General features: G+C 71.5%; 25 protein-coding genes. 22 read left to right on the top strand and 3 right to left on the bottom strand.

The features are described from left to right. The first annotated feature begins 1 nt into the window (after position 1). The 6 genes from WME96_RS20760 to WME96_RS20735 all read left to right on the top strand — a co-directional run bounded on the left by WME96_RS20760 (position 2) and on the right by WME96_RS20735 (position 8,625). The gene (locus WME96_RS20760; RefSeq protein WP_437291823.1) at positions 2-2,350 is read left to right on the top strand and encodes a PKD domain-containing protein; all 2,349 of its coding nucleotides are present in this window, start codon (positions 2-4) and stop codon (positions 2,348-2,350) included. Continuing rightward, positions 2,347-3,756 carry a c-type cytochrome gene (locus tag WME96_RS20755; protein ID WP_437291822.1) on the top strand — a complete coding sequence of 470 codons (1,410 nt, stop codon included), beginning with the start codon at positions 2,347-2,349 and terminating at the stop codon, positions 3,754-3,756. Before WME96_RS20760 ends, WME96_RS20755 begins: the two co-directional genes overlap by 4 nt. Positions 3,757-3,900: 144 nt before the next feature. Further along, complete coding sequence (locus WME96_RS20750) at positions 3,901-4,926, top strand: amidohydrolase family protein (RefSeq protein ID WP_437291821.1); 1,026 nt, start codon at positions 3,901-3,903, stop codon at positions 4,924-4,926. Positions 4,927-5,123: 197 nt separating this feature from the next. After that, complete coding sequence (locus WME96_RS20745; protein WP_437291820.1) at positions 5,124-6,137, top strand: zinc-binding alcohol dehydrogenase family protein; 1,014 nt, start codon at positions 5,124-5,126, stop codon at positions 6,135-6,137. A 33-nt stretch (positions 6,138-6,170) separates the two neighbouring features. Beyond that, a complete protein-coding gene (locus tag WME96_RS20740; protein ID WP_437291819.1) occupies positions 6,171-7,301 on the top strand; it encodes a mannitol dehydrogenase family protein in 1,131 nt (376 codons plus the stop codon). Between the two features lie 43 nt (positions 7,302-7,344). Continuing rightward, on the top strand, positions 7,345-8,625 hold the full coding sequence (locus tag WME96_RS20735) for an MFS transporter (protein ID WP_437291818.1): 1,281 nt from the start codon (positions 7,345-7,347) through the stop codon (positions 8,623-8,625). Between the two features lie 78 nt (positions 8,626-8,703). On the opposite strand, the gene WME96_RS20730 is transcribed toward WME96_RS20735, so the two are convergent. Continuing rightward, a complete protein-coding gene (locus WME96_RS20730) occupies positions 8,704-10,191 on the bottom strand; it encodes a UxaA family hydrolase (protein ID WP_437291817.1) in 1,488 nt (495 codons plus the stop codon). Positions 10,192-10,420: 229 nt separating this feature from the next. Between WME96_RS20730 and WME96_RS20725 the strand changes: the two genes are divergently transcribed. Beyond that, positions 10,421-10,852 carry a carboxymuconolactone decarboxylase family protein gene (locus WME96_RS20725; RefSeq protein WP_437291816.1) on the top strand — a complete coding sequence of 144 codons (432 nt, stop codon included), beginning with the start codon at positions 10,421-10,423 and terminating at the stop codon, positions 10,850-10,852. Position 10,853: 1 nt separating this feature from the next. Next, entirely contained in the window at positions 10,854-11,768 is a 915-nt protein-coding gene (gene sigJ / locus WME96_RS20720) for an RNA polymerase sigma factor SigJ (RefSeq protein ID WP_437291815.1), read from the top strand. 8 nt (positions 11,769-11,776) lie between these two features. Here sigJ and WME96_RS20715 read toward each other — a convergent pair whose 3' ends face one another. Beyond that, positions 11,777-12,610 (bottom strand): helix-turn-helix domain-containing protein, encoded by an 834-nt coding sequence (locus WME96_RS20715; protein WP_437291814.1) that lies wholly within the window; start codon positions 12,608-12,610, stop codon positions 11,777-11,779. 159 nt (positions 12,611-12,769) lie between these two features. Between WME96_RS20715 and WME96_RS20710 the strand changes: the two genes are divergently transcribed. The 3 genes from WME96_RS20710 to WME96_RS20700 all read left to right on the top strand — a co-directional run bounded on the left by WME96_RS20710 (position 12,770) and on the right by WME96_RS20700 (position 15,412). Further along, positions 12,770-13,642, top strand: a complete 873-nt coding sequence (locus WME96_RS20710; RefSeq protein WP_437291813.1) for an NAD(P)-dependent oxidoreductase — start codon at positions 12,770-12,772, stop codon at positions 13,640-13,642. 72 nt (positions 13,643-13,714) lie between these two features. Continuing rightward, the gene (locus WME96_RS20705; RefSeq protein ID WP_437291812.1) at positions 13,715-14,479 is read left to right on the top strand and encodes an SDR family oxidoreductase; all 765 of its coding nucleotides are present in this window, start codon (positions 13,715-13,717) and stop codon (positions 14,477-14,479) included. 120 nt (positions 14,480-14,599) lie between these two features. After that, positions 14,600-15,412, top strand: coding sequence for a hypothetical protein (locus WME96_RS20700; protein ID WP_437291811.1), 813 nt, complete (start codon positions 14,600-14,602; stop codon positions 15,410-15,412). Here WME96_RS20700 and WME96_RS20695 read toward each other — a convergent pair. After that, the gene (locus WME96_RS20695; protein ID WP_433937234.1) at positions 15,360-15,761 is read right to left on the bottom strand and encodes a PEGA domain-containing protein; all 402 of its coding nucleotides are present in this window, start codon (positions 15,759-15,761) and stop codon (positions 15,360-15,362) included. The genes WME96_RS20700 and WME96_RS20695 overlap by 53 nt on opposite strands. 134 nt (positions 15,762-15,895) lie before the next feature. Here WME96_RS20695 and WME96_RS20690 point away from each other — a divergent pair, with 134 nt between their 5' ends. From WME96_RS20690 to WME96_RS20640, 11 genes are read left to right on the top strand one after another with little or no spacing between them, the layout of a single operon-like run. Next, positions 15,896-17,461: a radical SAM protein gene (locus WME96_RS20690; protein WP_437291810.1), complete on the top strand. Its 1,566-nt coding sequence runs from the start codon at positions 15,896-15,898 to the stop codon at positions 17,459-17,461. Further along, entirely contained in the window at positions 17,458-18,960 is a 1,503-nt protein-coding gene (locus WME96_RS20685) for a radical SAM protein (RefSeq protein WP_433937232.1), read from the top strand. The genes WME96_RS20690 and WME96_RS20685 overlap by 4 nt, the downstream gene beginning before the upstream one ends. After that, positions 18,957-19,700, top strand: coding sequence for an SDR family NAD(P)-dependent oxidoreductase (locus WME96_RS20680; protein ID WP_434048374.1), 744 nt, complete (start codon positions 18,957-18,959; stop codon positions 19,698-19,700). Before WME96_RS20685 ends, WME96_RS20680 begins: the two co-directional genes overlap by 4 nt. Then, on the top strand, positions 19,700-20,455 hold the full coding sequence (locus tag WME96_RS20675; RefSeq protein ID WP_437291809.1) for an SDR family NAD(P)-dependent oxidoreductase: 756 nt from the start codon (positions 19,700-19,702) through the stop codon (positions 20,453-20,455). Before WME96_RS20680 ends, WME96_RS20675 begins: the two co-directional genes overlap by 1 nt. Continuing rightward, the gene (locus WME96_RS20670; RefSeq protein WP_437291808.1) at positions 20,455-21,048 is read left to right on the top strand and encodes a hypothetical protein; all 594 of its coding nucleotides are present in this window, start codon (positions 20,455-20,457) and stop codon (positions 21,046-21,048) included. The genes WME96_RS20675 and WME96_RS20670 overlap by 1 nt, the downstream gene beginning before the upstream one ends. Beyond that, positions 21,048-21,524 (top strand): 3-hydroxyacyl-ACP dehydratase FabZ family protein, encoded by a 477-nt coding sequence (locus tag WME96_RS20665; RefSeq protein WP_437291807.1) that lies wholly within the window; start codon positions 21,048-21,050, stop codon positions 21,522-21,524. Before WME96_RS20670 ends, WME96_RS20665 begins: the two co-directional genes overlap by 1 nt. Next, positions 21,521-22,417: a beta-ketoacyl synthase N-terminal-like domain-containing protein gene (locus tag WME96_RS20660; RefSeq protein WP_437291806.1), complete on the top strand. Its 897-nt coding sequence runs from the start codon at positions 21,521-21,523 to the stop codon at positions 22,415-22,417. Before WME96_RS20665 ends, WME96_RS20660 begins: the two co-directional genes overlap by 4 nt. Beyond that, positions 22,414-23,670 carry a beta-ketoacyl-[acyl-carrier-protein] synthase family protein gene (locus WME96_RS20655; RefSeq protein WP_437291805.1) on the top strand — a complete coding sequence of 419 codons (1,257 nt, stop codon included), beginning with the start codon at positions 22,414-22,416 and terminating at the stop codon, positions 23,668-23,670. Before WME96_RS20660 ends, WME96_RS20655 begins: the two co-directional genes overlap by 4 nt. Then, the gene (locus tag WME96_RS20650; RefSeq protein WP_437291804.1) at positions 23,667-24,425 is read left to right on the top strand and encodes an SDR family NAD(P)-dependent oxidoreductase; all 759 of its coding nucleotides are present in this window, start codon (positions 23,667-23,669) and stop codon (positions 24,423-24,425) included. Before WME96_RS20655 ends, WME96_RS20650 begins: the two co-directional genes overlap by 4 nt. After that, positions 24,422-25,051 (top strand): nitroreductase family protein, encoded by a 630-nt coding sequence (locus tag WME96_RS20645; RefSeq protein WP_437291803.1) that lies wholly within the window; start codon positions 24,422-24,424, stop codon positions 25,049-25,051. The genes WME96_RS20650 and WME96_RS20645 overlap by 4 nt, the downstream gene beginning before the upstream one ends. Beyond that, positions 25,048-25,500 carry a phosphopantetheine-binding protein gene (locus tag WME96_RS20640; protein ID WP_437291802.1) on the top strand — a complete coding sequence of 151 codons (453 nt, stop codon included), beginning with the start codon at positions 25,048-25,050 and terminating at the stop codon, positions 25,498-25,500. Before WME96_RS20645 ends, WME96_RS20640 begins: the two co-directional genes overlap by 4 nt. The last annotated feature ends 18 nt before the right edge of the window (positions 25,501-25,518 follow it).

Here is a 25,518-nt window from a genome sequence, read left to right as displayed (position 1 = left end):
GATGCGCTCGCTGCCGAAGCTCCTCGGCCTGCTCGCGGGCATCTGCTGGGCGGCGGCCTGGCCGGCCGAGGCGCGCGCCGTCACGGCCAGCGTCCCCGAGCGCGCGCCCTCGCTCATGGGCGAGGCCGTCACGTTCGACCTGACGATCGGCGACGCTGTCGGCCCCGTGCAGGTGCGCTGGGACATGGGGGACGAGACACGCACGGAGTTCACGGTCGGCGACGTGCAGCAGGTCCACACCTACGCTGCGCCCGGCCACTACCCGGTGCTGGCGACGGTCAAAGACGATGTCGGGTTCACCAGCGTCGCGTTCGTGCACACGGTGCACCGGCCGCTCGTCACGGGCAGCGCGGCGGGCTCGACCGATCTCGTCTACGACCGGCCGAACGCGAAGATCTACACGGCCAACTACGAGAACGACAGCGTGAGCGTGCTCGACACGGGCGCGATGACCAGGCTCGCGGAGGTGCCGGTGGCGCGCGGCCCGGTCGGGCTCGCGCTCACGGCGCAAGGCAAGCTGTGGGTGCTGCACCGCGACGCGCATTCGCTCTCCATCATCGACACCGCGTCGTTGGCGGTGGAGAGCGAGGTCATGCTGCCGTACGCGTCGCAGCCGATGGGCCTCGCGATCAGCCCGACCGGGGACGCCGCGTACGTGACGCTGATGGCGGTCGGCAAGCTGCTGAAGCTGGACGTGGCGAGCGGCGCGGTCGTGGCCGAGCTGGCGCTGGGCGGTACGCCGCGGGGCGTTTCGGTGTCGCACGACGGCGCGCAGGTCTACGTCACGCGCTTCATCTCCGAGGACAGCCACGGCGAGGTGGCGCGCATCGACGCGGCGACCTTCCAGGTGAGCACGCGCTTCGAGCTCGCGGCGGACACCACGACGGAGGACACGGATCAACAGGGGCGTGGCCTGCCGAACTACCTGTTCTCGGTGGGGCTCTCGCCCGACGGCTTGTTCGCGTGGGTGCCGGGCAAGAAGGACAACATCTTCCGCGGTCCATTCCGCGATCAGCTCGCGCTCACCGACGACAACACGGTGCGGCCGCTCGTGGCGCTGCTGAACGTCGCGGAGGGCGCCGAGGACGTCGCGCGGCGCATCGATCTGGACGACCGCAACCTGCCCAACCAGGTCGTGTTCACGCCGCTCGGCGACTACGCGTTCGTCAGCGTCGCCGGCTCGGCCCTGGTGGAGGTCCGCGACGCCTACACGGGCGAGTTCGTGACCGCGCTGAAAGAGACGGGATTTGCGCCGCGCGGCCTGGCGCTGACCGAGACCGACAGGCTGTTCGTCCACGCATCGCTCAGCCGCACGGTGGCGGTCTACGACGTCGCCGACATCGTCAGCTCGCACGATCTCATCACCAAGAAGCTGGCCGACATTCCGACCGTCGCCGCGGAGAGGCTCGACGCGCAGGTCTTGCGCGGAAAGCAGCTGTTCTTCAACTCGGCCGACATACGCATGAGCGATCAGGGCTACATCAGCTGCGCGTCGTGTCACTTCGACGGCGCGGAGGACGGGCGAGTCTGGGACTTCGGCAGCGTGGGGGAGGGGCTTCGCAACACCGTCTCGCTGGTCGGACGGCGCGGCACGGGCCACGGCAACACGAACTGGAGCGGCAGCTTCGACGAGATCCAGGACGCTGACGACAACATCCGCGACCTGTTCGGCGGCAAGGGCTTCCTCGGCGCCGAGCAGCTCGCCACGGGCACCGTCGCCACGCCGCGCGGCGACAAGAAGGCCGGGCTGAGCCCCGAGCTCGATGCGCTGGCGGCGTTCCTCGGCTCGCTCGACACGTACCGCCCGAGCCCCTTCCGCAACGCCGACGGCTCGCTCACCGAGGACGGCGTCGCGGGCCGCGCCATCTTCCAGCGCCTGGGTTGTGGCTTCTGCCACACGGGTCCCGATGGGACCGACAGCGCGCGTGGCAAGCTGCACGACGTCGGCACCGTGAAGCCGTCTTCCGGGCTGCGCGCCGGTGAGCCGCTGTTCGGCATCGACACGCCGACGTTGAACGGCGTGTGGGAGACGGCGCCGTACTTGCACGACGGCTCGGCGCCGACGCTGCGCGACGTCCTCGTCACGGCCAACCCCGAAGATCGCCACGCCTTCACCAGCGGGCTCAGCGAAGCCGAGCTCGGGCAGCTCATCGCCTACGTGCAGCAGCTGGACGGCACCGTCGAGGCGGAGCCGAGCGAGGACCAGCCGGCGCCGAGCGAGGCCGGAGGCTTCCTGGGCCTGGGCTGCAGCGCGGGGGGCGGGCCCTCCGACGGTCGCGCGCCGCTCCTGGCCTTCGCGCTCGTGGCCAGCTCGATGGCGATCGGCGCCCGCCGCAGGAGGCCGTCATGAAGCACCTTCCGAGGCTGTGCTTGGTTTCGCTGCTGCTGCCGGCGTGCGTCGGCGAGATCGGCGAGGAGATGGCGACGGACCAGGCGGCGGTCGACTGGGACACGCTGCCGCCCGTGAGCGCTCCCGACCCGGAGCTGTTGGCCCTACCCACACGCGAGGCGCAGCTCCGCGCGCTCTGCGCCACGCCGCGCGGCGATAGCTTCTTCCAGGCGGTGTGCGCCACGCCGCGACCGGACATCACCGACTTCGCCAGCTTGCTCGAGGTCGCGAACCTCGACGAGAGCCGCGCCTTCGCGCTCACCGGCAACTCCACCTCGCTCGTGAAGCGGGCCGTCTCCGCCATCAATCCGCGCATCATCGTCTTTCCGCGCGTGACCGAGATGCGCGAAAGGCCGGCTGAAATGACCGCGATCGGCTTCGTTCGTGGTGAGCCCTTCGTCGAGATCGTGAGCCGCGACCTCTCGAGCGGCGACTACAACTTCTACCTGCTCACGTTCGAGCGGCAGTGTGACTACGACGGGAGCTGCGATCTCGCGAGCCTGCTCACCGAGGAGATAGAGCACGGCTGGACCGCGTTCAGCGTCTACAGCGAGGAAGACGTCGAGAATACGTCGTTCGACTGTCGCTCGTGCCACCAGCCCGGCGGCCACGGCACGACGAAGATCTTGCGCATGCAGGAGCTGGAGTTCCCCTGGCTGCACTGGTTCCCGCAGCGCTTCGTGCAGCGCACGGAGTCCGATCGGGTGCTCACGGCGCAGTTCGTGGAAGCGCACGCGCGCGACACGCAGTACGGCGGCATCCCCATCGCGACCATCCAGAATGCCCTCGACGAGGGCAGCGGCGCGCAGCTCGAGGCGTTGCTCGTCGCCGAGGGCCAGGCGGCGCAGCCGAACGTGTTCGACCCGCGCATCGAGGCCGAGATCAAGGCCGGCCCGTCGAGCCCGACCTGGGAGAAGCAGTTCGCCGTGTCGCTGGCGGGTGATTCGATCTCGGTGCCTTACCCGCTCGCGGACGTGACGGATCCTGCGCTGCGCGCGGAGCGGACCAGGTCCTACCTCGACGTGGTGATGGGCGCGGCCCCGCGAGAATCCCTCCTCGACCCGCGCGACCTCTTCTCCGAGGACGCGAAGGTGAAGCTCGGCCTGGTGCCGCCGCCGGGGGCGAGCGGGCGCGCCGTGCTCACGCAGCTCTGCTCGCGCTGCCACGACGGTCGCGGGAACCCGGCGCTGAGCCGCGCCGCGTTCAACGTGAAGAACCTGGACGGCATGTCGCGAGAAATGAAGGACCGGGCCATCCATCGCTTGCAGGAGCCCGCGACCTCGCCGCTGCGCATGCCGCCCTGGCGCGCCGCCGACGCGCTGCCCCCCGCGGAGCTCGCCGCGGCCATCGAAGAGCTGAGCAAGTAGCGCTGTCACCTTGCGGTTGATGTGATGTGAACTGTCTCATCGAGAACAATACGTCGGCTTTGCCCTGAGGCGGTCGTCATGCGTGCCGGCACCTTCGCTCTCGGGATCGAGTCCGGCACCGACTCCGAAAGGCTCCACCTGAAAATGCTCACGAGCATCAAAGCGAACTTCGCCACGTTGTGCCTGACGATGGCGCTCTCGCCGCTCGCGGCGTGCGCGTCGTCTTCCTCGACCACCGCGCCGACGCCGGAGACGGCGGACGACACGAGCAAAGCGGCGCCCCCGCTGGCCGTGCCGGCGGAGCAGCGCGGCCCGATCCTCGACACGCACATCCATCTCTACCAGGTCACGCGGCCAGGCGGCGTCGTCTGGCCGGAGGCCAAGCAGAAGCCGATTTACCGCGACGTGCTGCCCGCGGAGTACGAGGCCATCGCGAAGCAGAATGGCATCATCGGCACCGGCGTCGTCGAGGCCAGCCCCGTCGTCGAGGACAACCTCAAGGTCCTCGAGATGATGAAGGGCAACGGCTTCTTCAAGTTCCTGGTCGCGCAGCTCGAGATCGGCTCGCCGACCTTCAGCGCCGATCTGGCGCGCCTCGCCGCGGACCCGCGCGTGGTCGGCATCCGCGGCTTCCTCTGGAGCCCGAAGCTGACGCTCGACCAGAAGCAGCTCGCCTCGCTGGAGGAGCTCGCGGCCAAGGGCATGACGCTCGACATCATCAGCCGCGGCACCTTGAACCCGAAGGACAAGGTCGAGGCGCTCGCGACCGCGGTGCCCAGGCTCCGGATCATCATCGACCACCTCGCGGGCGCGAAAGGGGCGACGCCGGATCCGGCCTGGGTCGATGCGATGGAGCGGCTGGGCAAGCACCCGAACATCTACATCAAGTTCTCGTCGTTCTTCGACATGTACAACCCGGCCGCCACCGAGGACGATCCCTGGAAGGCGCCGACCGACGTCGCGGCGTACAAGCCCCACTTCGACGTGCTGATGAAGGCCTTCGGCGAAGACCGGCTGATCTGGGGCAGCAACTGGCCTGTGGTCGACATGGGTGGCAGCCTCGCTTCGCAGATCGAGGTTGCCGAGCTCTACCTCAAGGAGTTCGGTCAGGAGGCGCGTGACAAGGTGATGTTCAAGAACGCACTGAGATTCTATGCGCGTCATCCCTGAACAGGGGCGTCCCGAACGCCACGGCGGGGGCGCCTGCGGCCCCACGCACGGCTCGTGAAGAAACACCACGTCGCCTCGGCTCCTGCCAGTCGACGTGCCGCTGTGTTTTCTCTGTTGCAGTAACGAAGCGGCCCCGGCTGCGGAGCGCGCCGTGAAAGCCGCGAATGAACCAAGTCGCTCGGTGAGGCAATGACAGCATGAAAGCCCTGACGATCACGGGTCCGTCGGCTGCGCAGGTGACCCAGATCCGCGAGCCTGAGCCGGCGCACGACGAGGTGTTGATCCGCGTGCGGCGGGTCGGTCTGTGCGGCTCCGACCTGAACACGTTCCTCGGCAAGAACCCGATGGTGACGTACCCTCGGGTGCTGGGTCACGAGGTGGCCGGCACGATCGTGGAGCTCGGCTCCGGCGTCGAGGCGGACTGGCGCGTCGGGACCGACGTCACGTTCACGCCGTACACGGCGTGCGGCGTGTGTCCCTCGTGCCGCGCGGGGCGGCGCAACGCCTGCCGCGACAACAAGACCATGGGCGTGCAGCGCGACGGCGCGCTGACCGAGCTCGTGGCCGTGCCGTACCAGAAGCTCTTCACGTCACGGAAGTTGAACCTCACGGAGCTCGCGCTGGTCGAGCCGTTCTCGGTCGGCTTTCACGCGGCGGCGCGGGGGCGCGTCGAGGCCGAGGAGACCGTTTTGGTGATGGGCTGCGGCGGCGTCGGGCTCGGCGCCATCGCCGGCGCGGTGAGCCGCGGCGCGCGCGTGATCGCGCTCGACACGCAGGACGAGAAGCTCGCGCTCGCCAGGGCGCTCGGCGCGCGCGAGGCGGTGCTCGCGAACGCCGATGCGCGCGAGCGCGTGATGGACCTGACGAACGGCGACGGGCCGGACGTCGTGATCGAGGCCGTGGGCGCGACGGCGACGTACCGCAACGCGGTGGAGTGGGTGAAGTTCTGCGGTCGCGTCGTGTACATCGGGTACGGCAAAGAGCCGGTGAGCTACGAGACCAAGCTGTTCGTGATGAAGGAGCTCGACATCCTCGGCTCGCGCAACTGCCTGAGCGAGTTCTCGGACGTGATCGCCTTCTTCGAGCGGCGCACGTTCGACCCGAACCTCCTGATCTCGAGATCGATCCCCATCGAGGGCGTGCCCGACGCGCTCGCCGACTGGGCTGCCTGCCCCGGTCGAACCTCCAAGATCATGGTCGGCGTGTCGTGAGCGCGCGCCGACCGAGCCGCCGGAGCAACTGACATGGGCAATCCGATTCTCCAGTTCGGCACGAGCCGGTTCTTGCAGGCTCACGCGGACTTCTTCATCTCGGAGGCGCTTCAGGCCGGCGACGCGCTCGGGACGGTCACCGTGGTGCAGACCACATCGAACCCCGAGAGCCGCGCGCGCATCGACGCGCTGCGCGTACAGGGGCGTTACCCCGTGCGGATCCGCGGGCTGCGCCGCCAGGAGGTCGTCGACGCGACGATCGAGTGCAGCTCGATCACGGAAGCGCTCGACGCGAACACCGACTGGCCGCTCGTGCGCGAGCGTTTCGCGCGTGATGCGCGCGTCGTGCTCTCGAACACGAGCGACAGCGGATACGCCTGTTTTCCCGAGGACACGGCGGCGTTGCTCGCGCCCGGCGCGGGCGTGCCGCGCGGGTTCGTCGCGAAGCTCGTCGTCCTTTTGCGCGCGCGCTTCGAGGCGGGCGGCGCGCCGCTCACGCTGCTGCCTTGCGAGCTCGTGTCGAACAACGGCGACACGCTGCGCGCGCTCGTCGCCGGCGTCGCGCGCCAGTGGGGCGCCGATGCCGCCTTCCTGCGCTACGTCGAGCACACGTGCGTCTGGGTGAACTCGCTCGTCGACCGGATCGTCTCCGAGCCGATCCGCCCGGTCGGCGCGATCGCCGAGCCCTACGCGCTCTGGGCGATCGAGCGGCGCGAGGGCATGGTGCTGCCGTGCCGGCATGAAGCGATGATCGTGACGGACGACCTGCCCCATTACGAGCGCTTGAAGCTGCTGCTCTTGAACCTCGGGCACACCTACCTCGCCGAGCGCTGGCAGACGGACGGGCGCCCCGCCGACGAGAACACGCGGCGCGCGATGCGCGATCCGGCCTTGCGCCCCGAGCTCGAGGCGCTCTGGCGCGACGAGGTGGTGCCCGTCTTCGATGCGCTCGGCAAGGGCGCCGCCGCGCGCGCCTACCTCGACGAGGTGCGCGAGCGCTTCGAGAACCCGTTCCTCGATCACCGGCTCTCCGACATCGCGCGCAACCACGCCGAGAAGAAGCGACGGCGCTTCGGTCCGGTGATCGAGCTCGCCCGCGAGCTCGGCTTGAACCTCGAGCAACCTCGACTGCGCGCGTCGCTCCGCGCAACCGTGCCCGCATGAGCGTGTGAGGCTGCCACACACGGCCCGCCAAGGAGACATGCAGATGAGAAAGATGCGTTGGGTCGTGCTTCTCCTGTGCTTTCTCGCCGTCGCCCTCAACTACATCGATCGCGCCAACCTGGCGGTCGCGGCGCCCGAGATAGAGAAGGCGCTCGGCATCGGCCCTGCCCAGATGGGCCTCATCATGAGCGGCTTCTTCTGGACCTACGCGCTCATGCAGATGCCGTTCGGCTGGTTCATCGACCGTGTCGGGGGGCGTATCGCGCTGCCGATCGCCGTCGGCTGGTGGTCGCTCTTCACCGTGGCCACGGCCGGCGCGTCGAGCGTCGCGGCCATGTTCGGCTGCCGGTTGCTGCTCGGCGCCGGCGAGGCCGGCGCCTACCCGGCCTGCGCCAAGCTGGTGAGCCAGTGGTTCAAGCCGCGCGAGCGCGCGCTCGCGACGGGGATCTTCGATAGCGGTGCGCGCGTCGGTTCGGCGCTGTCGATCCCCCTCGTCGCCCTCATCGTCGATACGCTCGGATGGAAGGCGGCCTTCATCATCACGGGCTTGCTCGGCGCGGTGTGGATCCTCGGCTGGGTCATCATCTACCGCAGCCCCTCCCACGGCGACATGACGGGCGAGGTCGACGTCGTCCACGCAGCGCCCGCCAGGGACGCGCAGAACTACGTGTCGTGGGCGTCGCTCTTCCGCAATCGCACGCTCTGGGGCATGATGCTCGGCTTCTTCTGCCTCAACTTCACGAACTACTTCTTCATCACGTGGTTCCCGAGCTATCTCGTGCAGACGCGCGGCTTCTCGCTCAAGGCGCTCGGTACGCTCGGCATGGTCCCCGCGCTGATGGCGATCCCGGGCGGCTGGATCGGCGGCCTCGTCTCCGACGCGCTCTATCGCCGCGGCTGGAGCCTGACCGCCGCGCGCAAGACCTGCATGGTCGGCGGCATGCTCGTGTCGTCGGTGATCACGTTGTCGTCACTGACGTCCAACGTGACGCTGATGCTCATCCTCTTCGGCATCTCGTACTCGAGCCTCGCGTTCGCCGGCGCCAGCGTCTGGTCCCTTCCTGGCGACGTCGCGCCCACGCCGCGCCACGTGGCCTCGATCGGCGGCATCCAGAACTTTGCGTCGAACCTGGCCGGCATCGTCATCACGACGTTCACCGGCGTGATGGTCTCGGTGACCAAGGGCTCGTTCACGATCCCGCTCGTCGTGGCGGGCGGCTTCTGCCTGCTCGGCGCGTTCAGCTACCTCTTCATCGTCGGCAAGATCGAGCCGCTCCAGATCGAGCCTCTCCGGATCAAGACCGCTCGCCACGAGGTGACCTAACGTTCCAGCGGTCCTGGGCGGGCCGTTCGACGTGCGGCGGAGCGAGGCCGAGCGCGGCCCCCGGGCGGCGCTCCAGGCTCAGAGGGTGACGCCCCGCTTCCAGAGCGCGATCTCGCGCTCGTCGTTCTCCTCGGCGCGCGTCGGGCGGCCCGAGGCGGTGGCCAGCACCAGGTCCATCAGGGCGTCGGCGGTCGCGTCCATGGATTCGCCCGAGGCGACGCGGCCGGCGTCGAAGTCGATCCAGCGCTTCTTGCGCTGGGCCAGGCTGGAGTTGGTGGCGAGCTTGAGGGTCGGCACGGGGAAGCCAAGCGGCGTGCCCCGGCCGGTGGTGAAGAGGATCACCGTCGCGCCGGAGGCGGCGAGCGCCGTGGACGAGACAGCGTCGTTGCCGGGGGCCTCCAGCAGAGCCACGCCCGGCTTGCCGCGGATCTGCCCGCCGTAGCGGACCACCTCGGTCACCGGGGCGCGGCCGGCCTTCTGCACCGCGCCCAGGGACTTCTCCTCCAGCGTGGTGATGCCGCCAGCGATGTTGCCGGGCGAGGGGTTCTCGGACACCGGCTCGCCGTGGGCGATGAAGTAGCTCTTGAAGTCGTTCACCACGCCGACGACGTCCGCGAAGACCGCCTCGCTCTCGGCGCGGGCCATGAGCAGGCGCTCGGCGCCGAAGATCTCCGGGATCTCGGTCAGGATGGCCGAACCGCCGGCGGCGCAGACCTTGTCGGCGATGCGGCCCACGAGCGGGTTGGCGGTCAGCCCCGAGAAGCCGTCCGAGCCGCCGCATTTGAGGCCGATCACCAGGTCGGAGGCGGGGCAGGGCTCGCGGCGGTCCTGCTCGGCGATCCTGACCAGCGCTTCGACGGCCTCGAGGCCGGCCTCGATCTCATCCTCGGCCGCCTGGGCGGTGAAGGACCGCAGGCGCTCGCGATCGAGGTGCGGGGCGCTCTCGAGGAGCAGGCCGAGCTGGTTGTTCTCGCAGCCCAGGCCGATGATCAGCACGCCGCCCGCGTTCGGGTGGCCTGCCAGGGCCGCGGTCATCCGGCGGGTGGCCTCGAGGTCGCCCCCCAGCTGGGAGCAGCCGAAGGGGTGGGTGAGCGCGTAGACCCCGTCCACCCGGCCCTTGAAGCGTCTGTCCGCCTCGGCGGCCACCTTCTGGGCGGTGCGCGAGACGCAGCCCACCGTCGACAGGATCCAGATCTCGTTGCGGGTGCCCACCCGGCCGTTCTTCCGCCGGTAACCCATGAAGGTGCGGCCTTCGGTGGCGGAAAGGGGCTCCGGGGTCGTGGGCTCGTAGGCGTAGGTGTCGAGGCCGGAGAGCGCGGTGGCCAGGTTGTGCGTGTGCACGTGGTCGCCCGGCTGGATGTCCACCGTCGCCCGCCCGATCGGCCACCCGTACTTCCGCACCGGCTCGCCGGCGGCCACCGCGCGCAGCGCCACCTTGTGTCCGGCGGGGATCTCGACACGGGCGGTGATCGCGTCGGCCACCGGATCGCCGGCCGCCAGGCCTTGCACGGCGACGGCCACATCGTCTCGGGGATCGATCCGCAACAGGAAGGCTGCCAGGCTCATCTCACCAGGGTAACCGGAAGGCGCTCGGGTGGCAGAGGGGTCGCGCTCGCGGCGCGCTGGGCTCCCCAGCCGGCGCTCCTCGCAGCGAGCTCTCGATGGATTGGTGTAAAATTCGTGTGAAAGCGAAATTATTGATCGGCGAGCACGCGTGTCGGTCAGACGTCACAGACGGGAAGGCTGGATCGTCGTCAGGGGGAGGGCCGAACGGCCCAGGACAAGGAGAACGACGATGAGCGAGCAATCCCCCGTGAAGTACGAGCAGGCGATCCCGGACGTGCTGCAGGCGCTGGCCGGCGTGCACAAGGTGATCGACGGGTACGGCCTCGACCGGAAGCTGATCCACCTCGTGCAGCTCCGCGCCTCGCAGATCAACCAGTGCGCCTTCTGCGTGAAGATGCACACGAGGGACGCGCGGCAGGACGGCGAGACGAACGACAGGCTCGACCGCGTGATCGTCTGGGAGCACGTCCGCGATTTCAGCGAGCGTGAGCGGGCCGCGTTCGCCTGGACCGAGGCCCTGACCGTCCTCGACCGGCGGACCGACTACGCGGCGCTCCGCGCGCGGCTCAGGGAACACTTCTCCGACCGGGAGATCGGCGCGCTGACCGCCGCCGTGGCGATGATCAACCTGTGGAACCGCATCCAGGTGTCAGGGCACTGAGATGGATCCCCGCGACGACGCCTCCGCGTTCGAGGCCGCGAGGCCGATGCTCCTCGGCCTCGCGTACCGCATCCTCGGCTCGCGCGCGGAGGCCGAGGACGCGGTGCAGGACACGTACCTGAAGTGGCAGAGCGCCGACAGGAGCGCGATCGAGAACCCGGCCTCCTGGCTCACGACCCTCTGCACGCGCCGGTGCATCGATCTCCTGCGGTCCGCCCGCCACGCGCGCGTGGACTACGTGGGCGCGTGGCTGCCCGAGCCCATCCAGGCCGCGGCCGAGCCCGATCCCGGCGAGAAGCTCTCGCTGGCGTCGTCGCTCCAGACGGCCTTTCTGCTGGTGCTCGAGCGCCTCGCCCCGAAGGAGCGGGCGGCGTACCTGCTCCACGAGGTCTTCGACGTGCCGTATCCGGAGATCGCGACGGCGCTCGGCATCCAGGAGGGCGCGTGTCGCAAGCTGGTCTCGCGGGCGCGCGCCAACATCGCGCAATCGAAGGCGCGGCACACGACCCCGCTGGACAGGCAGGAGCGGCTGCTCGAGGCCTTCCAGGCGGCCGTCGCGAGCGGCGGCACCGACCACCTCGCGGCGCTGCTCTCGGACGACATCGAGCTCTGCGCCGACGGGGGCGGCAAGGTCGCCACCGTCCTGCATGTGCTGCGGGGCAAGGACGAGGTGCTCGACTTCATCGGCCGCGCGCTCCGCGAGTACTGGAGCCCTTACGCGTGGGACGCGACGGACATCAACGGAGCGCGGGGCGTCGTCCTGCGGAAGGACGGCGCGGTCGCGGCCTGCGTGTCCTTCGCCTACGACGAGCACGGCGCGGCGACGAACATCTACATCGTGCGCAACCCCGACAAGCTGGCCCGCCTGGACGAGGAGGATGCTGGCGCGCTCGACGGCGCGCGACGGGCGCGGTGAAGCGGTGATCAGCGGGCGGGCGAGCGGCCCGCCAGCGCGGTCGGGGTCACGCCGAGGACGCGGCGCATGCACCGCGCCATGTGGCTCTGGTGCGCGAACCCCGCCTCGATCGCCACCTGGCTGGCCGGCAGATCGCCGCGCAGCAGCAGCGCCCTGGCGCGCTCGACGCGGCGCTGGACGACGTACTCGTGCACCGGCAGGCCGGTCGATCGCTTGAACAGGGTCTTGAGGTGGGAGGCGCTGATCTCGGCGACGCCGGCGAGCCGCTCCAGGGACAGGCGCTGATCGAGGTGCTCCTCGATGTACGCCGTCACGCGCCGTAGCTGCTGCTTCGACAGCCCGCGCGGCGACCGGCTCGGCGCCGGGGCGCGGCCGAGCAGGTGCGCGGCGAGCGCGAGGCCCAGGCTCTCCGTGTAGAGCAGCCCGCTCGGATACCCGGCCACTCGTTCGGCGTCGAGCGCCCAGGCGATGTGCTCGACCTGCGGATCCCTGAGCTGGTGGCGCAGATCGAGGCCGGCCGTGTCGGGGTTGCGCCCCATGTCCTCGGCCGCGCGGCGAAGGAGGGAAGGGGACAGGCGCAGGATGAGCGAGGTGCCCGCGTCCTGCTCCTCCCAGACGTCCGAGTACCCGGCGGGGAGGACGTCGACGTCGCCGCGCGTGTAGACGAACCGGTGCGCGCCGCACCACCCGCGGACCGGCGACCCCGCGTGGACCCGGAGCCGGTGGTCGTCCGCGGCCTCGAGCGAGACAACGCCGGCCGGGGTCGTGAGGACCTCCAGGCGCATCCCGAGGCGGGGCCGGGGCGCGCCCGCGGCCTGCTCCTGCGTGCGGGGGGCTTGCATCGCCCCCCGAGTATCCAACGGCGCCGCGCTGCGCGCCACGGCCGTCCGAACGTGCTCTGCGCGCGTCCGAACGTGCGCGACGGCGGGGCGCGCGGGCCGCACCCATGGCGAGCACGAGCGCCCCCCATCCATCGCGGGGGCGCGAACGGAGGACATCGTATGCGTGACGTCTCGATCATCGGTCTCGGTCCCATGGGCATCGCGCTGGCGCGGGCGCTGCTCCAGCGCGGCGCGCGCGTCACCGTCTGGAACCGGACGAGAGAGAAGGCCGAGCCGCTCGTGGCGGAGGGCGCGGCGACGGCGGCGAGCGTGGCGGAGGCGGCGCAGGCGAGCCCGGTCGCCGTGGTCTGCGTCGCCGACTACCGGGCGACACACCGCCTGCTGGAGCCGGGCGAGGTCGCCGCCGCCCTCGCCGGCAAGGTGCTCGTCCAGCTCAGCACGGGCACCCCGCAGGACGCCCGCAGCGGGGAGGCGTGGGCGAAGGAGCGGGGCGTCGACTACCTCGACGGCGCGATCCTGGCTGTCCCGAGCCAGATGGGGAAGCCCGAGAGCACCATCCTCGTCTCGGGCTCGACCACGGCCTACGACAAGAGCAAGCCGCTCCTCGAGAAGATGGCCGGCGCCGTGCCTTACCTCGGTCAGAACGTGGGCGCGGCGTCGGCCCTGGACCTCGCGTTCCTCTCGCACCTGTTCATGGGCCTCCTGGGCTTTTATCACGGCGCCCGCATCTGCGAGGAGGAGGGCCTGCGCGTGGCCGACCTCGGTTCGATGCTGGCCGACGTCGCTCCGGCCATCGGCGCGATGGTCAAGCACGACGCCAACGTGATCCAGGGCGGGGCCTACTATGGCTCGGAGAGCTCGCTGGACACCTGCGCGCGAGGCGTCGAGATCCTCATGCGGCAGGCGCGGGAAGCGAGGATCGACGGCGCGATTCCGGCGTTCGCCGCGGGGCTCTTCGAGAAGGGCGTGGCCGCGGGCCTCGGTGACGAGTCTCCGGCCGCGCTCATCAAGGTGCTGCGTGAAGGGGCCTGATTCGTCGGGTTCGTCAGGTCCGTTGGAACCGTCAGGTTCGTTGGATTCGCCTCATCGCAGAAAGGACATGCCATGAAGAGCTATGCAGGGAAGAAGGCAGTGGTCACCGGCGGGACCCACGGCATGGGGCTCGCCACGGTCAAGGCGCTCCTCGACGGAGGCGCCGAGGTGCTGCTCACCGGCCAGAACGAGCGGAACCTCGAGGCGGCGCGGCGCGAGCTCGGCCGCGGGGCGCACGTCGTGCGCTCCGACGCGGGGAGCCTCGCGGACATCGGCGCGCTCGGCGCCATCGTGAAGGACAGGCTCGGCGAGATCGACTTCCTGTTCGTCAACGCCGGCGTGGCGAGCCTGGAGCCGTTCGGTCAGGTGACCGAGGCCTCGTACGACGCGACCTTCGCCGTCAACACGAAGGGCGCGTTCTTCGCGATGCAGCGCCTGGCTCCCATGATCCGGGACGGCGGATCGATCGTCGTCACGACGTCCATCGCCAACGAGGGGGGCAACCCCGGCATGAGCGTCTACGCCGGGTCGAAGGCCGCGCTCCGCGCGTTCGCGCAGGGCTTCGCCGCCGAGCTCCTGCCGAGGCGCATCCGCGTGAACGCGGTGAGCCCCGGGTTCATCGAGACGCCGACCATGGGCGTCGCGGGCGCCTCCGCGGAGGTCCTGGCCGCCTTCGCGCAGGAGGGCCGCGAGATCACCCCCATGAAGCGCATCGGGACGCCCGAAGAGGTGGCCCGCGCGGCGCTGTTCCTGGCCTTCGACGCGACCTTTACCACGGGCGTCGAGCTGCCCGTCGACGGCGGCCTGGGTCAGGGCATCACCGCGCCCCACGCGTGACCGGCCTGGCGAACACGGCCATCCTGTGCGATCTCGGGCCGTAGGCTCGATGGCCGGTCATCGCAAGAACACGCTGAAACACCGCGCGCGGCGGCGCGCTCGATCGACGGCCGGGACCGCGTGCTGCTGAAGCTCGCGCTCGTGGGCGCGGCCGTGCTGGCGTCGTCGCTGGCGGCGCGCCGCTTCGGCCACGCGGTGGGCGGCACGCTCGCCGGGATGCCGATGATCGCGGGCTCGATCACGGGCTTCGTGCTGCTGCAGGAGCCGCCGGCGCAGGTGAGCGCGATCGCGCTCGCGACGCTGGCGTGCCTGCCGGCCACGATCGCCCACGTGCTCTGCTTCGCCTGGTGCGCGACGCGCTTGCGCTGGGGCGCCGCGCTGCTCGCGGCCAACGCGGCGTTCCTGTCGCTCGGGGCGGCGCTGCTCGCGCTGCGGCTCCCCCCGCCGGCGGTCTGCGCCGCGGCGCTCCTGTCGCCCCTCCTGGGCGCGCTCGCCATGCCGCGCCTGCCCCTGGCGGCGGCCGCGGTGACCATCCCGCGCGTCGAGCTCGCGTGCCGCGTCATCGCCGCGATGGCCATGGCCTGGCTCATCCTGCGCACCGCCGGCGTCGCGCCGGCCGGCCTCAGCGGCCTGCTGCTCGCCGTCCCGATCGCCGGCAACGTCCTGCCGAGCTTCACCCTGCCCCGGCACGGCGCGGCCGCGACCGTGGCGCTGCTGGCGGGCTTCGCGCGCGGCCTGCTCGGCTTCGCCGCGTTCTTCGTCGCCCTGCGCGTCGGGCTCGGGCGGCTGTCCCCCGCGGCCGCCTACGGCCTCGCGTGGGGGGTCGCGCTGCTCGCGGCGCTGGCGCTGCGCAGGACCGGCGACGCCGCGGGGGCCGGCGCTACTTCTTCTCTTCGGGCTTCTCGCCCTTGGCGTCGCCGGCGTTCTCCCTGATGGAGGGCGGCGGGTCCGACTGGACCGTCTTCGCGTCGCCGGGCTCGAGCGTCACCATCATCGTGCGGTTGCCGCGCTCCGGATCCACGAAGGTGACCTCGTGCGTGCCGGGCGGGACCTTGCGCCCCGAGATCGGCGTCGTCCCGATCGGCTTGCCGTCGAGCAGGATCTCGGTGGGCTGCGCCGAGACGACATCGAGCATCGGCGCGTCGTCCAGCGGCGGCTCGGGCTCGGGCTCGGGCGTGGTGACGACCGGCGGCGGCGTGGGCTCGACCGGCGGCGGCGGGCTCGCGGCCCCGCCGCAGCCGGCGAGCGCGATGACGAGGAGGGGAGCGGCGACTCGGAGCATGCGGCGAGGCTAGACACGAATTCACGCGCGGGGGAATGGCCCCGCGACGCCGCGCGAGCGCGGGGCGCGCGCGGCGCCAGCGCCGGGAGGCCGAGCGTTGCGTTGCCCGACCAGCCCAGGTACTTCTGGTCGCCATGTCGACCGTGGTGACCTGCGGAACGGGGACGGCGAGCCAGCGACAGCCGACGGAGCACGTCTACTACTCGTCGACGAAGAGCCTCTGCAAGACGTGCAAACAGGCCGTCGACGCCAAGATCCAGTTTTCTGGTGGGGCCGTATATTTCGACAAGTTCTGCCGGGATCACGGCCACCAGCGCGTGCTCGTCGCCTCCAGCGTGGAGTGGTACCTCGACGCGCTCTCGTTCGTCGCGCCGCACACGCCGCCGCGCGGCGAGATCCACGCGGTGCGGAGCGGCTGTCCTTTCGACTGCGGCCCGTGCGCCTCGCACCAGCAGAAGGTGTACATGCCGGTCGTCCCGATCACGTCGGCGTGCAACCTCGATTGCCCCATCTGCTACACGGTCAACAAGAACGAGGGGGCGCACCAGCTCAGCGAGCGCGAGTTCGCGGCGATCCTCGGCCACCTGCGCGCCCAGCACGACGAGCTCGACATCATCAACTTCACGGGCGGCGAGCCCACGATGCACCCCGAGCTCCCGAAGCTGCTCCGGATGGCGTCCGAGGCGGGCATCCGCCGACTCACCGTCTCGACCAACGGGCTCAAGCTGCGGAACGAGGCCTACGTCCGCGAGCTCGCCGCCGTGGACGCGCGCATCGTGCTGTCGCTCGACACCTTCGATCCCGAGGTCGACCAGCGGATGCTCGGGGCCAACACCGTGCGCGCCAAGCTCGAGGCCCTCGAGCTCCTGGAGAAGCACGACGTCACGACGACGCTCCTGCCCGCCATCGCGGCCGGCCTGAACGACAGGGACCTCGGCAAGCTCTTCGACCTGATGATGCGGAAGCCGAACATCGTGTCGCTCGAGCTCCACACGCTCACGTTCACGGGGCAGGGGGGCGCGGGGTTCGACCGCACGGCGCGCATCACCACGCCCGATCTCCACCGGCTCCTCGAGGAGCACACAGGCGGCGCGATCGCCGCGCGCGACTTCGTCCCTTCGCCGCTCGCCCACCCGCACTGCTACTCGATCTGCTACCTGCTCGCGCTCGACGGCGGTGGGTTCGTCCCGTTCGCGCGCTTCATGGGCCGGGAGAAGCTCTTCGAGCTGCTCGGCGACTCGCTCTACATCCAGCCCCGGGAGCCCGTGGAAGAGGCGCTCCGGACCGCCATGGACGAGCTCTGGGCCGACCCGGACCGGCTGCCCGAGAGCGAGGCGCTGCTCCGGACGCTGAAGCGCCTGCTCCGGGAGATGTTCCCCCCGGGCAAGCCGCTGCCCATGGCGCAGCGGCAGAAGATCGCCGAGCGCGCGACCAAGGCGATCTACATCCACTCTCACATGGATGAAGAGAGCTTCGACGTCGCCCGCGTCATGAAGTGCAGCATCGGCGTCCCCGAGGTCGACGGCAGCAACATCCCGACCTGCTCGTACAACGTCCTTTACCGCGAGAACGACGCGCGCTTCGCCGATCCGGACATGCTCGCGCGCATGGGCCGGACCGAGCCGCACCCGCTCCTCGCGCCGGCGCCCGCGCCGCCGGAGAACCGGCGCTCCCTCCCGATCCTCAAGGTGCCGTCATGACCACCAGGCTCCCGCTGGTCGATCGCAAGTTCACGTTCACCCCGAACGCGAAGGACCGCGAGGTCTTTCACTCCTTCTCGCGGGGGCTGTGCCCGCAGTGCAAGAAGGCGGTCGACGGGGTGAGGATCCTCCGCGACGGCAAGGTGTACCTGCGCAAGCAGTGCCCGGCGCACGGGCAGAGCGAGGCGCTGATCTCCGGCGACGCCGACTGGTTCCTGAGGTCGCTCACCTACGTGAAGGAGGGATCCCGGCCGCTCGAGTACTCCACGCCGGTCGAGCGCGGCTGTCCGGACGACTGCGGCCTCTGCCCGGATCACGAGCAGCACTCGTGCCTGCCGATCATCGAGATCACGAACCATTGCAACCTCGAGTGCCCGATCTGCATCGTGCAGAACCGGCACAACTACAACATGACGCGCGAGGAGTTCGGGCGCGTGCTCGACGGCATCGTGGCGAAGGAGGGGACGCTCGAGACGATCAACCTCTCCGGCGGCGAGCCGACGCTCCACCCGCAGTTCCTGGAGCTGCTCGACATGGCCCGCGCGCGGACCGAGATCGCGCGCGTCTCGATCTCGACGAACGGGCTCCGCTGCGCGAGCGACTACGCCTTCTGCGAGGAGCTCGCCCGGCGCAAGGTGTACGTCAGCCTGCAGCTCGACGCGCTCAGCAACCCGGCGCTCCGGGTCCTGCGCGGGGCAGGGGACCAGGCCGCCGCGCGGGAGAAGGCGCTCGCCAACCTGAAGCGGGCCGGCGTGCGCACGACCCTCGTCTCGACCGTGGCCCGCGGCGTGAACGACGACCGCATCGGCGAGTGCATCCGGCTGCTCTACGACAACGATTTCATCCTGTCGCTCACGTTCCAGCCGGCGGCGTACACCGGCTACGGCGGCGCCCACTTCGCGCCGCACGATCCGCTCGACGTGATGACGATCCCCGATGTCGTCCGCGCGGCCGAGGAGCAGACAGGGCTCCTGAAGAAGAGCGATTTCCTGCCGCTGCCGTGCTCGCACCCGAGCTGCTTCGCGCTCACCTACCTGCTCAAGGTCGACGGCGAGTTCATCCCGTTCCCGAGGTTCCTCGAGCTCGACAGGTACCTCGAGCTCCTGTCGAACCGGGGCACCATCCGCCCCGACGAGGAGTTCGAGGGAGCGCTGCGCGACGCCATCGACCAGATGTGGACGAGCTCGGGCCAGGTCCCCGACTGCGACAGGATCCTGAAGGTCCTGCGCCGGGCGATCTTCCTCATGTACCCGGAGGAGCGCGCCCTGGAGCTCGAGGAGCGGCTCCACATCGGCGAGGGGCTCGTGAAGACCGTGTTCATCCACGCCTTCATGGACGTGCACAACTTCGAGGTCGACCGCATCAAGAAGTGCTGCACCCACTACGCGCTCCCCGACGGGCGGCTCATGCCCGGCTGCGCGTACAACAACCTCTACCGCGACAGGGACCCGCGGTACGCGGGCCCCATCGGCGAGCCGCAGATCTGGGGCAAGACGTGACTGGCCTCCTCGCCGGCAAGCGCGCGATCGTCACCGGCGGCGGGCGCGGGCTCGGGCGGGAGATCTGCGCGACGTTCGCGCGGCACGGCGCCCGGGTAGCGTTCACGTACGCGAAGAGCGAGGAGGGCGCCCGGCGCCTCTGCGAGGAGATCGCGGCCGGCGGCGCGGAGGCGCGCGCGTTCCGGGCGAGCGTGCTCGACGCGGACGCGACGCGCGCGATGGTGCGCGCGGTCGAGGAGGCGTGGGGCGGGGTCGACGTGCTGGTCAACAACGCCGGCGTGTCCCAGAACCTGCCGATGGCGCTGCTCGAGGAGCAGGACTTCGATCACGTCGTCGATCTGAACCTCAAGGGCGCGTACCTGACCGCGCGCGAGGCGCTGCGGTCGATGATCCGGAAGAAGCGCGGCGTGGTGCTGAACATCGGGTCGCTCGCCGGCGTGCGGATGATCGACGCGCCGATCCACTACTGCGCGAGCAAGGCCGGGCTCAAGGGGATGACCGAGGCGATGGCCAAGGAGGTCGCGCGCCACGGCGTCCGCGTGCTGTGCGTCGCGCCCGGGTTGCTCGAGGACGGCGTGGGCCGCAACCTGCCCGAGCACCGCCTCGCCGATTACCTGAAGCACTGCGCGCTCGGCCGCGTCGGCACCTTCCGCGAGGTCGCCGAGCTCGCGGCGTTCCTCGTGTCCGATCGCAACGGCTACATGACCGGCGCCACCGTGGTCGTGGACGGGGGCGTGTGATGGCCGGCGCGACGGCGGGGAGGGCGGAGAGGCCGCGCCGCTGCGTCGTGTTCGGCGGCTCGGGCACGGTCGGCCGCGCCCTGGTCGCCGAGCTCGCGCGGGCGGGGGCGCGCGTGGGGTTCACGTACAGGCAAGGGCGCGAAATTGCTGATGATTTGCTGCGCGCGCTCCCGGGGACGACGGCGCTCCAGGTCGACCTCGGCGACCCGCGCGCGGCGGCGGAGGCGGCGGACGCGCTCGCGCGGCGGCTCGGGGGCGTGGACGCGTTCGCGCACTGCGCGGTGCGCACGTCGTCGGTCGAGCCGCCGGTGTTCGACGCGATCGAGGACGTCTCGTTCGAGGGGTTCGCCGACGTCTTCACCGTCAACGTGACGAGCGCCTTCGCGGCGGCGCGGAGCCTGCTCCCGCACTTCGACGGCGGCGGGAACATCGTCCTGTTCGGCTCGGTCGACGGCATCAAGCCGGTGCCTTCGCCGGTGCCCTACGCCGCGTCGAAGGCGGCGCTGTCCGGCCTTGCGCTCAGCCTCGCGAAGTCGCTCGGGAAGCGCGGGATCCGCGTGAACCTCGTCGCGCCCGGCGTGCTCGAGGCGGGCGCCTCGCGCATGCTGCCGGACGACCTGCGCGCGGAGTACCTCAAGCACTGCGGCCTCCGCCGCCTCGGCAAGGTCGAGGAGGTCGCGGCGCTCGCCGCGTGGCTCGCGCTCGAGAACACCTACGTCACCGGCCAGACGATGATGGTCGACGGGGGGCTCTGATGGCGGCGGCGCCCTCGTCCCGCCTCCGGGTGATGGGCGGGCTCGCCGCGATGGCGTTCGTCGTCCACGGCGGCAACCACGTGCGGCGTGGCTCGCCGTATGACCTGCTCTGGATGTGCAACGTCGCGCCGATCCTGCTCGCGGCCGGCTGCTTCCTCGCCAAGCCGGATCTCGCGGCGATCGCGGCGCTGTGGCTCGCGTTCGGGACGCCGATGTGGCTGCTCGACATCGCGACGGGGAGCGGGATCATCCTGACCACGTTCCTGCCGCACGTGCTCTGCCCGGTCGTGGCCGTGCTCGCGGTGCGCGAGATGGGGCTCGCGCGGCGCGCCTGGCTCAAGGCGACGGCGGCGCTGCTCGCCCTCGTGGGGCTGACGCGCGCGCTCACGCCCCCCGGGCCCAACGTCAACCTCTCGCACCGCGTCTGGGCGGGCTGGGAGGCGGCGTTCCCGCGGTACGATCGGTACTTCGCGCTGGTCGCGGCCGCGGCGGCGCTCACGTTCTTCGTCCTCGATCGCGCGCTCGCGGCGTGGCTCGGGCGCTCGCGCCGGGGCGCCGAGGACAGCATGACCCGCGGGGCCAGCACGACCTGATGCGTTACATCCTCCTCGACCGGATCACCGCCGTGGAACCTGGCCGCAGCGCGCGCGGGCTGAAGGCCGTGACCCTGACCGACGAGGTCCTGCACGACCACTTCCCCGACTACCCGATCTACCCCGGGGCGCTGCTCGTCGAGGCGGCGGCGCAGCTCGCCGGGTTCCTCGTCGAGGTGACGGAGAACAGGCCGTCGGAGGAGCCGCGGCGGGCGCTGCTCGCGCAGATCGACAGGGCGAAGTTCTACCGCCCCGCCCAGCCGGGGGACAGCGTCGAGCTCTTCGCCGAGCTGGCGCAGTCGCTGGACGCGGCGGCCAAGGTCTCGGTCGGCGCCGACGTGCGCGGGGAGAAGTGCATGCGGGCGACGCTCACCTTCATGCTGAGGGCGGTCGACTCGGAGCGGGTGCACGCGCAGCGCCGCTACCTCTACGCGCTGTGGACGCGCGAGCTCCCGGACAAGGTGTGGCTGCCATGACGCTCGTGACCGGCCTCGCGTCCGTCGTGCTGTTGCCCGGCGAGCCGTGCGATCCGTCGCCGTTCCTGCGCGAGAAGAAGAGCAAGAAGTACCTCGGGCTGCAGGACGCGCTCGCGGTGGTGAGCGCCGGGCGGGCGCTCGCGGCGGCGGGGCTCGCCGCGTCGCTGCCGGGCGAGCGCACCGGGCTCTACCTCGCGGTCGGCTACATCCCGTTCCTGGAGCGCGACATCGCGCCCGTGCTCGAGGGCTCGCTCGACGAGCGCGGGGACTTCAGCCCGGCGCGCTTCGGCGCCGAGGGGTACACGCGCGCGCACCCGCTGCTCGCGTTCCGCTGCCTGCCCAACATGCCCGCCTACCACGTCGCCGCGAACTTCGGGATCGAGGGGCCGTACGCCGTGCTGTACCCGAGCGCGGGGCAGCTCTACGTCGCGCTCGAGGAGGCCGCGCTGGCGCTGGATCGCGGGGAGGTCGACGTGGCGCTCGTGGTCGGGGTGGCGCACCAGCGCAACTACCTCGTGGAGCACCACATGCGGCGCATCGACGATCCGGTGGCGGCGGACCGGCTGCTCGACGCGTCGGCCACGGTCGTCCTGGAGCGCGCGGACCACGCGGCGCAGCGGGGCGCGCGGATCGCGGGCGAGCTCGCGTCGGTCGAGGTCGCGTACGCGCCTTTCGATCCGCTCGCCCGCGCGCCCGCGAAGCGCGAGACGGTCGCGGTCGTGGGCGCGTCGGCCGCGGTCGCCGCGCCGATCGAGGGAGCGGAGCTCGGGCCGGCGTCGCCGCTCGTCGCGCTCGCGCGCGCGTGGGAGGGCGGCGCCGTCGAGGTCGTGCACCGCCTCGAGGGGCGCGACGGGATCACCGCGGAGAGCCGCTGGATCCGGAGGGCGTCGTGACGGCGCGCCACGCCGTGGTCGTGACCGGGATGGGCGTCGTGTCGCCGCTCGGCGATCGCGTCGACGCGTTCTCGGACGCGCTCCTCGCCGGGAAGAGCGGGATCGGCCCCATCACCGTATTCGACGCGTCCACCCTGCCCACGCGCATCGCCGGGCAGGCCCCGCTGCCGGCCGAGGTGCCGCTCGGCGACCGAAAGGTCGCGTTCGCGCTCGCGGCGGCGAGGAGCGCCCTCGAGGCGTCCGGGCTCGCGCTCGACGCCGGCGGCGCGGGCAGCGGCGCGCCGCGCGCCGACGCGGGCGTGAGCCTCGGCGTGGGGCTCGAGCTCTTCAACATGGATCACCTCGCGGCGGCCCGGCGCCCGGGCTTCGCGCTGCCCGAGGGCCTCGCCGCGCGGCTCGGCTTCCTGCAGACGCCCTCGGAGGTGTGCGTCCACGCGCTCGGCCATCGCTTCGGCCTCGCCGCGCCGCCGCTCGTCCACGTGTCGGCCTGCGCCGCGGGCACCGACGCGATCGGCGCGGCGTACCGGCTCATCGCCGCGGGCCGCCGCCGCGTCATGCTCGCGGGCGGCACCGACTCGATGATCAACCCCCTCGGCGTCGCGGGCTTCTGCGCGCTGCAGGCGACGAGCCTCCGCAACGACCGGCCCGAGACAGCGTCGCGGCCGTTCGACAGGACGCGGGACGGGTTCGTGATGGGCGAGGGGGCGGCCGTCCTCGTCCTGGAGCGGCTCGACGACGCGAGGGCGCGCGGCGCGCGCATCCTCGCCGAGGTCGCGGGGTACGGGAGCAGCTTCGACGCGTACAAGATCAGCGACCCGCACCCCGAGGGGCGCGGCGCGTTCCTGGCCATGGCGCGCGCGCTCGCGGACGCGGGGATCGGCGCGGACGAGGTCGACGCGGTCAACGCCCACGGGACGGGCACGCCGAAGAACGATCCCGCCGAGACGCTCGCGCTGAAGCGGCTGCTCGGGGAGCGCGCGCGCGGCGTCCCCATCTCGGCGACCAAGTCGATGATCGGCCACCTGATCTCGGCGTCCGGCGCGGTCGAGGCGGTGGCCGCGATCGCGTGCATGCTGCGCGGCGCGGTGCACCCGACGATCAACCTCCACGAGCCGGACCCGGCGTGCGACCTCGACTACGTGCCGAACGAGGCGCGCGCGCACCGCCAGCGCCACGTGCTCTCGAGCTCGTACGGGTTCGGCGGGCACAACGCGGCGATCGTCCTGCGCCACCCGGAGGCGATCCGGCCGTGAGCCTCCTGCTCGAGGGCAAGCGCGTGGTGGTGACGGGCGCGAGCCGCGGCCTCGGCCGGGCGATCGCGCTGGCGTGCGCGCGGGAGGGCGCGGCCGGCGTCGGGATCGGCTACCGCGAGCGGGCGGCGGAGGCCGCGGAGGTCGCGCGCGCGGTCGAGGCGGAGCGCGGAGGTCGCGCGCTCGCCCTGGGGTTCGACGTCGCGGACGCGGCGGCGGCTGCGGCGGCGGTCGAGCGGTTCGAGGCCGAGCTGGGGCCGATCGACGGCTGGGTCAACGGCGCCGGGGCGGTCGCGCCGGGGCTGCTCGTGACGAGCGACGTGGCGCAGCTCCGGGCGCAGATCGAGACGAACCTGCTCGGCCCGCTCGTGTGCGCGCGCGCGGTGCTGCCGCTCATGATGCGGCGCAAGCGCGGCGTCGTGCTCAACGTGAGCTCCGTCGCGGCGGTCCGCCCCGCGCGGGGTCAGGCCGCGTACGCGGCCGCGAAGGGCGGGATCGAGGCGCTCACGCGCGCGCTCGCGGTCGAGTACGCGCGGAAGGGCATCCGCGTCGTCTGCCTGCGGCCCGGGCCGATCGACACGGACATGCTCGGCGGGACGCGCGCGCTCGCCGGCGAGGAGATCGTCGCCCGCGTGCCGCAGCAGCGGATCGCCGCGCCGGACGAGGTCGCCGGCTACGCGGCGTTCCTGCTGAGCGACAGGGCCGCGTACGTCACCGGCGCGGTGGCGTCGGCGGACGGGGGCTACGCGGTCGGATGACGCTCGAGGAGCTCCTGCGATCCCGCCGCAGCGTGCGGAGCTTCCTCCCGGAGCCGCCGCCGGACGCCGTGATCGAGCGGCTGATCGAGCTCGCCGTGACGGCGCCGTCGGCGAGCAACAAGCAGCCGTGGCGCTTCGTGGTCGTGAAGCGCCCGGAGGCGATCGCCGCGATGGCGGGCGCCGTGCGCGAGGCGGTGGCCACGGTGGCGGAGCACGTGGCGGCGGACGGGCGGGCGGGCTTCGTGGCGTACGGCGACTACTTCACGCGGTTCGAGGGCGCGCCGGTGGTGATCGCGCCGATCTTCCGCGGGCACACCGTCCTGTCGGGCCTTGTCGCGCCCTCGCTGCCGGCGGAGCTCCACGAGGCGATCGCCGCGATGGAGCGCGACTCGGGCCTTGTCGGCGCGTCGCTCGCGCTGATGAGCCTGCTGCTCGCGGCGCACGACGCGGGGCTCGGCGCGTCGGCGATGACGGGGCCGCTGCTCGCGGCGGGGCGGCTCAAGGAGATCCTCGGCGTGCCCGCGAGCTGGGGTATCGTCGCGCTGGTGGCGGTCGGCTACGCGGCCGGCGAGCCGTCGCCGACCGATCGCAAGGCCGGGAGCAAGGTCACGAGGTGGATCCGATGACGGACGCGGGCACAGCGAGCGTGGACATCCCTCCGCATGTGATTGACACGGTGAAGCGCTGCATCGTGGAGAGCCTCGCCGTGGAGGCCGAGGCGGTCGAGCTCGGGAGCCGGCTCATCGACGATCTCGGCGCCGACTCGCTCGATTTCGTGGACATCGTGTTCATGGTCGATCACGAGCTCCACATCCGCGCGCGAGAGAGCGAGTTCAACTTCATCACCCGGCTCGATTTCTCGTCGCCCGAGGTGATGAAGGAGGGGTTCCTCACCGAGCCGGTGGTGACCCGGCTGGAGACGTGGCTCCCGGCGCTCGCGGCGGTGGAGGACAAGACGCGGGTGACGCCGCGGCAGCTCTTCTCGCTGATCACGGTCGAGGCGATCTGCATCGTGGCCGCGCGCCGGCTGGCGGCGCAGTCGGGCGGCGGTGCCTCCGCGGTGCAGCCGGGATAGCGCGTCGCGAGGCCCTCA

Origin of the sequence: Sorangium sp. So ce406 (genome assembly GCF_051474675.1) — a bacterium.
GTDB classification, from domain to species: Bacteria; Myxococcota_A; Polyangia; order Polyangiales; family Polyangiaceae; genus Sorangium; species Sorangium cellulosum_G.
This window is presented reverse-complemented; position numbering and strand designations above follow the sequence as displayed.

What these genes read in the sequence shown, in the direction of transcription:
- WME96_RS20760 (WP_437291823.1), top strand. Translation starts at nt 2, where the DNA reads ATGCGCTCGCTGCCGAAGCTCCTCGGCCTGCTCGCGGGCATCTGCTGG.
- WME96_RS20755 (WP_437291822.1), top strand. Translation starts at nt 2,347, where the DNA reads ATGAAGCACCTTCCGAGGCTGTGCTTGGTTTCGCTGCTGCTGCCGGCG.
- WME96_RS20750 (WP_437291821.1), top strand. Translation starts at nt 3,901, where the DNA reads ATGCTCACGAGCATCAAAGCGAACTTCGCCACGTTGTGCCTGACGATG.
- WME96_RS20745 (WP_437291820.1), top strand. Translation starts at nt 5,124, where the DNA reads ATGAAAGCCCTGACGATCACGGGTCCGTCGGCTGCGCAGGTGACCCAG.
- WME96_RS20740 (WP_437291819.1), top strand. Translation starts at nt 6,171, where the DNA reads ATGGGCAATCCGATTCTCCAGTTCGGCACGAGCCGGTTCTTGCAGGCT.
- WME96_RS20735 (WP_437291818.1), top strand. Translation starts at nt 7,345, where the DNA reads ATGAGAAAGATGCGTTGGGTCGTGCTTCTCCTGTGCTTTCTCGCCGTC.
- WME96_RS20730 (WP_437291817.1), bottom strand. Translation starts at nt 10,191, where the DNA reads ATGAGCCTGGCAGCCTTCCTGTTGCGGATCGATCCCCGAGACGATGTG.
- WME96_RS20725 (WP_437291816.1), top strand. Translation starts at nt 10,421, where the DNA reads ATGAGCGAGCAATCCCCCGTGAAGTACGAGCAGGCGATCCCGGACGTG.
- sigJ (WP_437291815.1), top strand. Translation starts at nt 10,854, where the DNA reads ATGGATCCCCGCGACGACGCCTCCGCGTTCGAGGCCGCGAGGCCGATG.
- WME96_RS20715 (WP_437291814.1), bottom strand. Translation starts at nt 12,610, where the DNA reads ATGCAAGCCCCCCGCACGCAGGAGCAGGCCGCGGGCGCGCCCCGGCCC.
- WME96_RS20710 (WP_437291813.1), top strand. Translation starts at nt 12,770, where the DNA reads ATGCGTGACGTCTCGATCATCGGTCTCGGTCCCATGGGCATCGCGCTG.
- WME96_RS20705 (WP_437291812.1), top strand. Translation starts at nt 13,715, where the DNA reads ATGAAGAGCTATGCAGGGAAGAAGGCAGTGGTCACCGGCGGGACCCAC.
- WME96_RS20695 (WP_433937234.1), bottom strand. Translation starts at nt 15,761, where the DNA reads ATGCTCCGAGTCGCCGCTCCCCTCCTCGTCATCGCGCTCGCCGGCTGC.
- WME96_RS20690 (WP_437291810.1), top strand. Translation starts at nt 15,896, where the DNA reads ATGTCGACCGTGGTGACCTGCGGAACGGGGACGGCGAGCCAGCGACAG.
- WME96_RS20685 (WP_433937232.1), top strand. Translation starts at nt 17,458, where the DNA reads ATGACCACCAGGCTCCCGCTGGTCGATCGCAAGTTCACGTTCACCCCG.
- WME96_RS20675 (WP_437291809.1), top strand. Translation starts at nt 19,700, where the DNA reads ATGGCCGGCGCGACGGCGGGGAGGGCGGAGAGGCCGCGCCGCTGCGTC.
- WME96_RS20670 (WP_437291808.1), top strand. Translation starts at nt 20,455, where the DNA reads ATGGCGGCGGCGCCCTCGTCCCGCCTCCGGGTGATGGGCGGGCTCGCC.
- WME96_RS20665 (WP_437291807.1), top strand. Translation starts at nt 21,048, where the DNA reads ATGCGTTACATCCTCCTCGACCGGATCACCGCCGTGGAACCTGGCCGC.
- WME96_RS20660 (WP_437291806.1), top strand. Translation starts at nt 21,521, where the DNA reads ATGACGCTCGTGACCGGCCTCGCGTCCGTCGTGCTGTTGCCCGGCGAG.
- WME96_RS20645 (WP_437291803.1), top strand. Translation starts at nt 24,422, where the DNA reads ATGACGCTCGAGGAGCTCCTGCGATCCCGCCGCAGCGTGCGGAGCTTC.
- WME96_RS20640 (WP_437291802.1), top strand. Translation starts at nt 25,048, where the DNA reads ATGACGGACGCGGGCACAGCGAGCGTGGACATCCCTCCGCATGTGATT.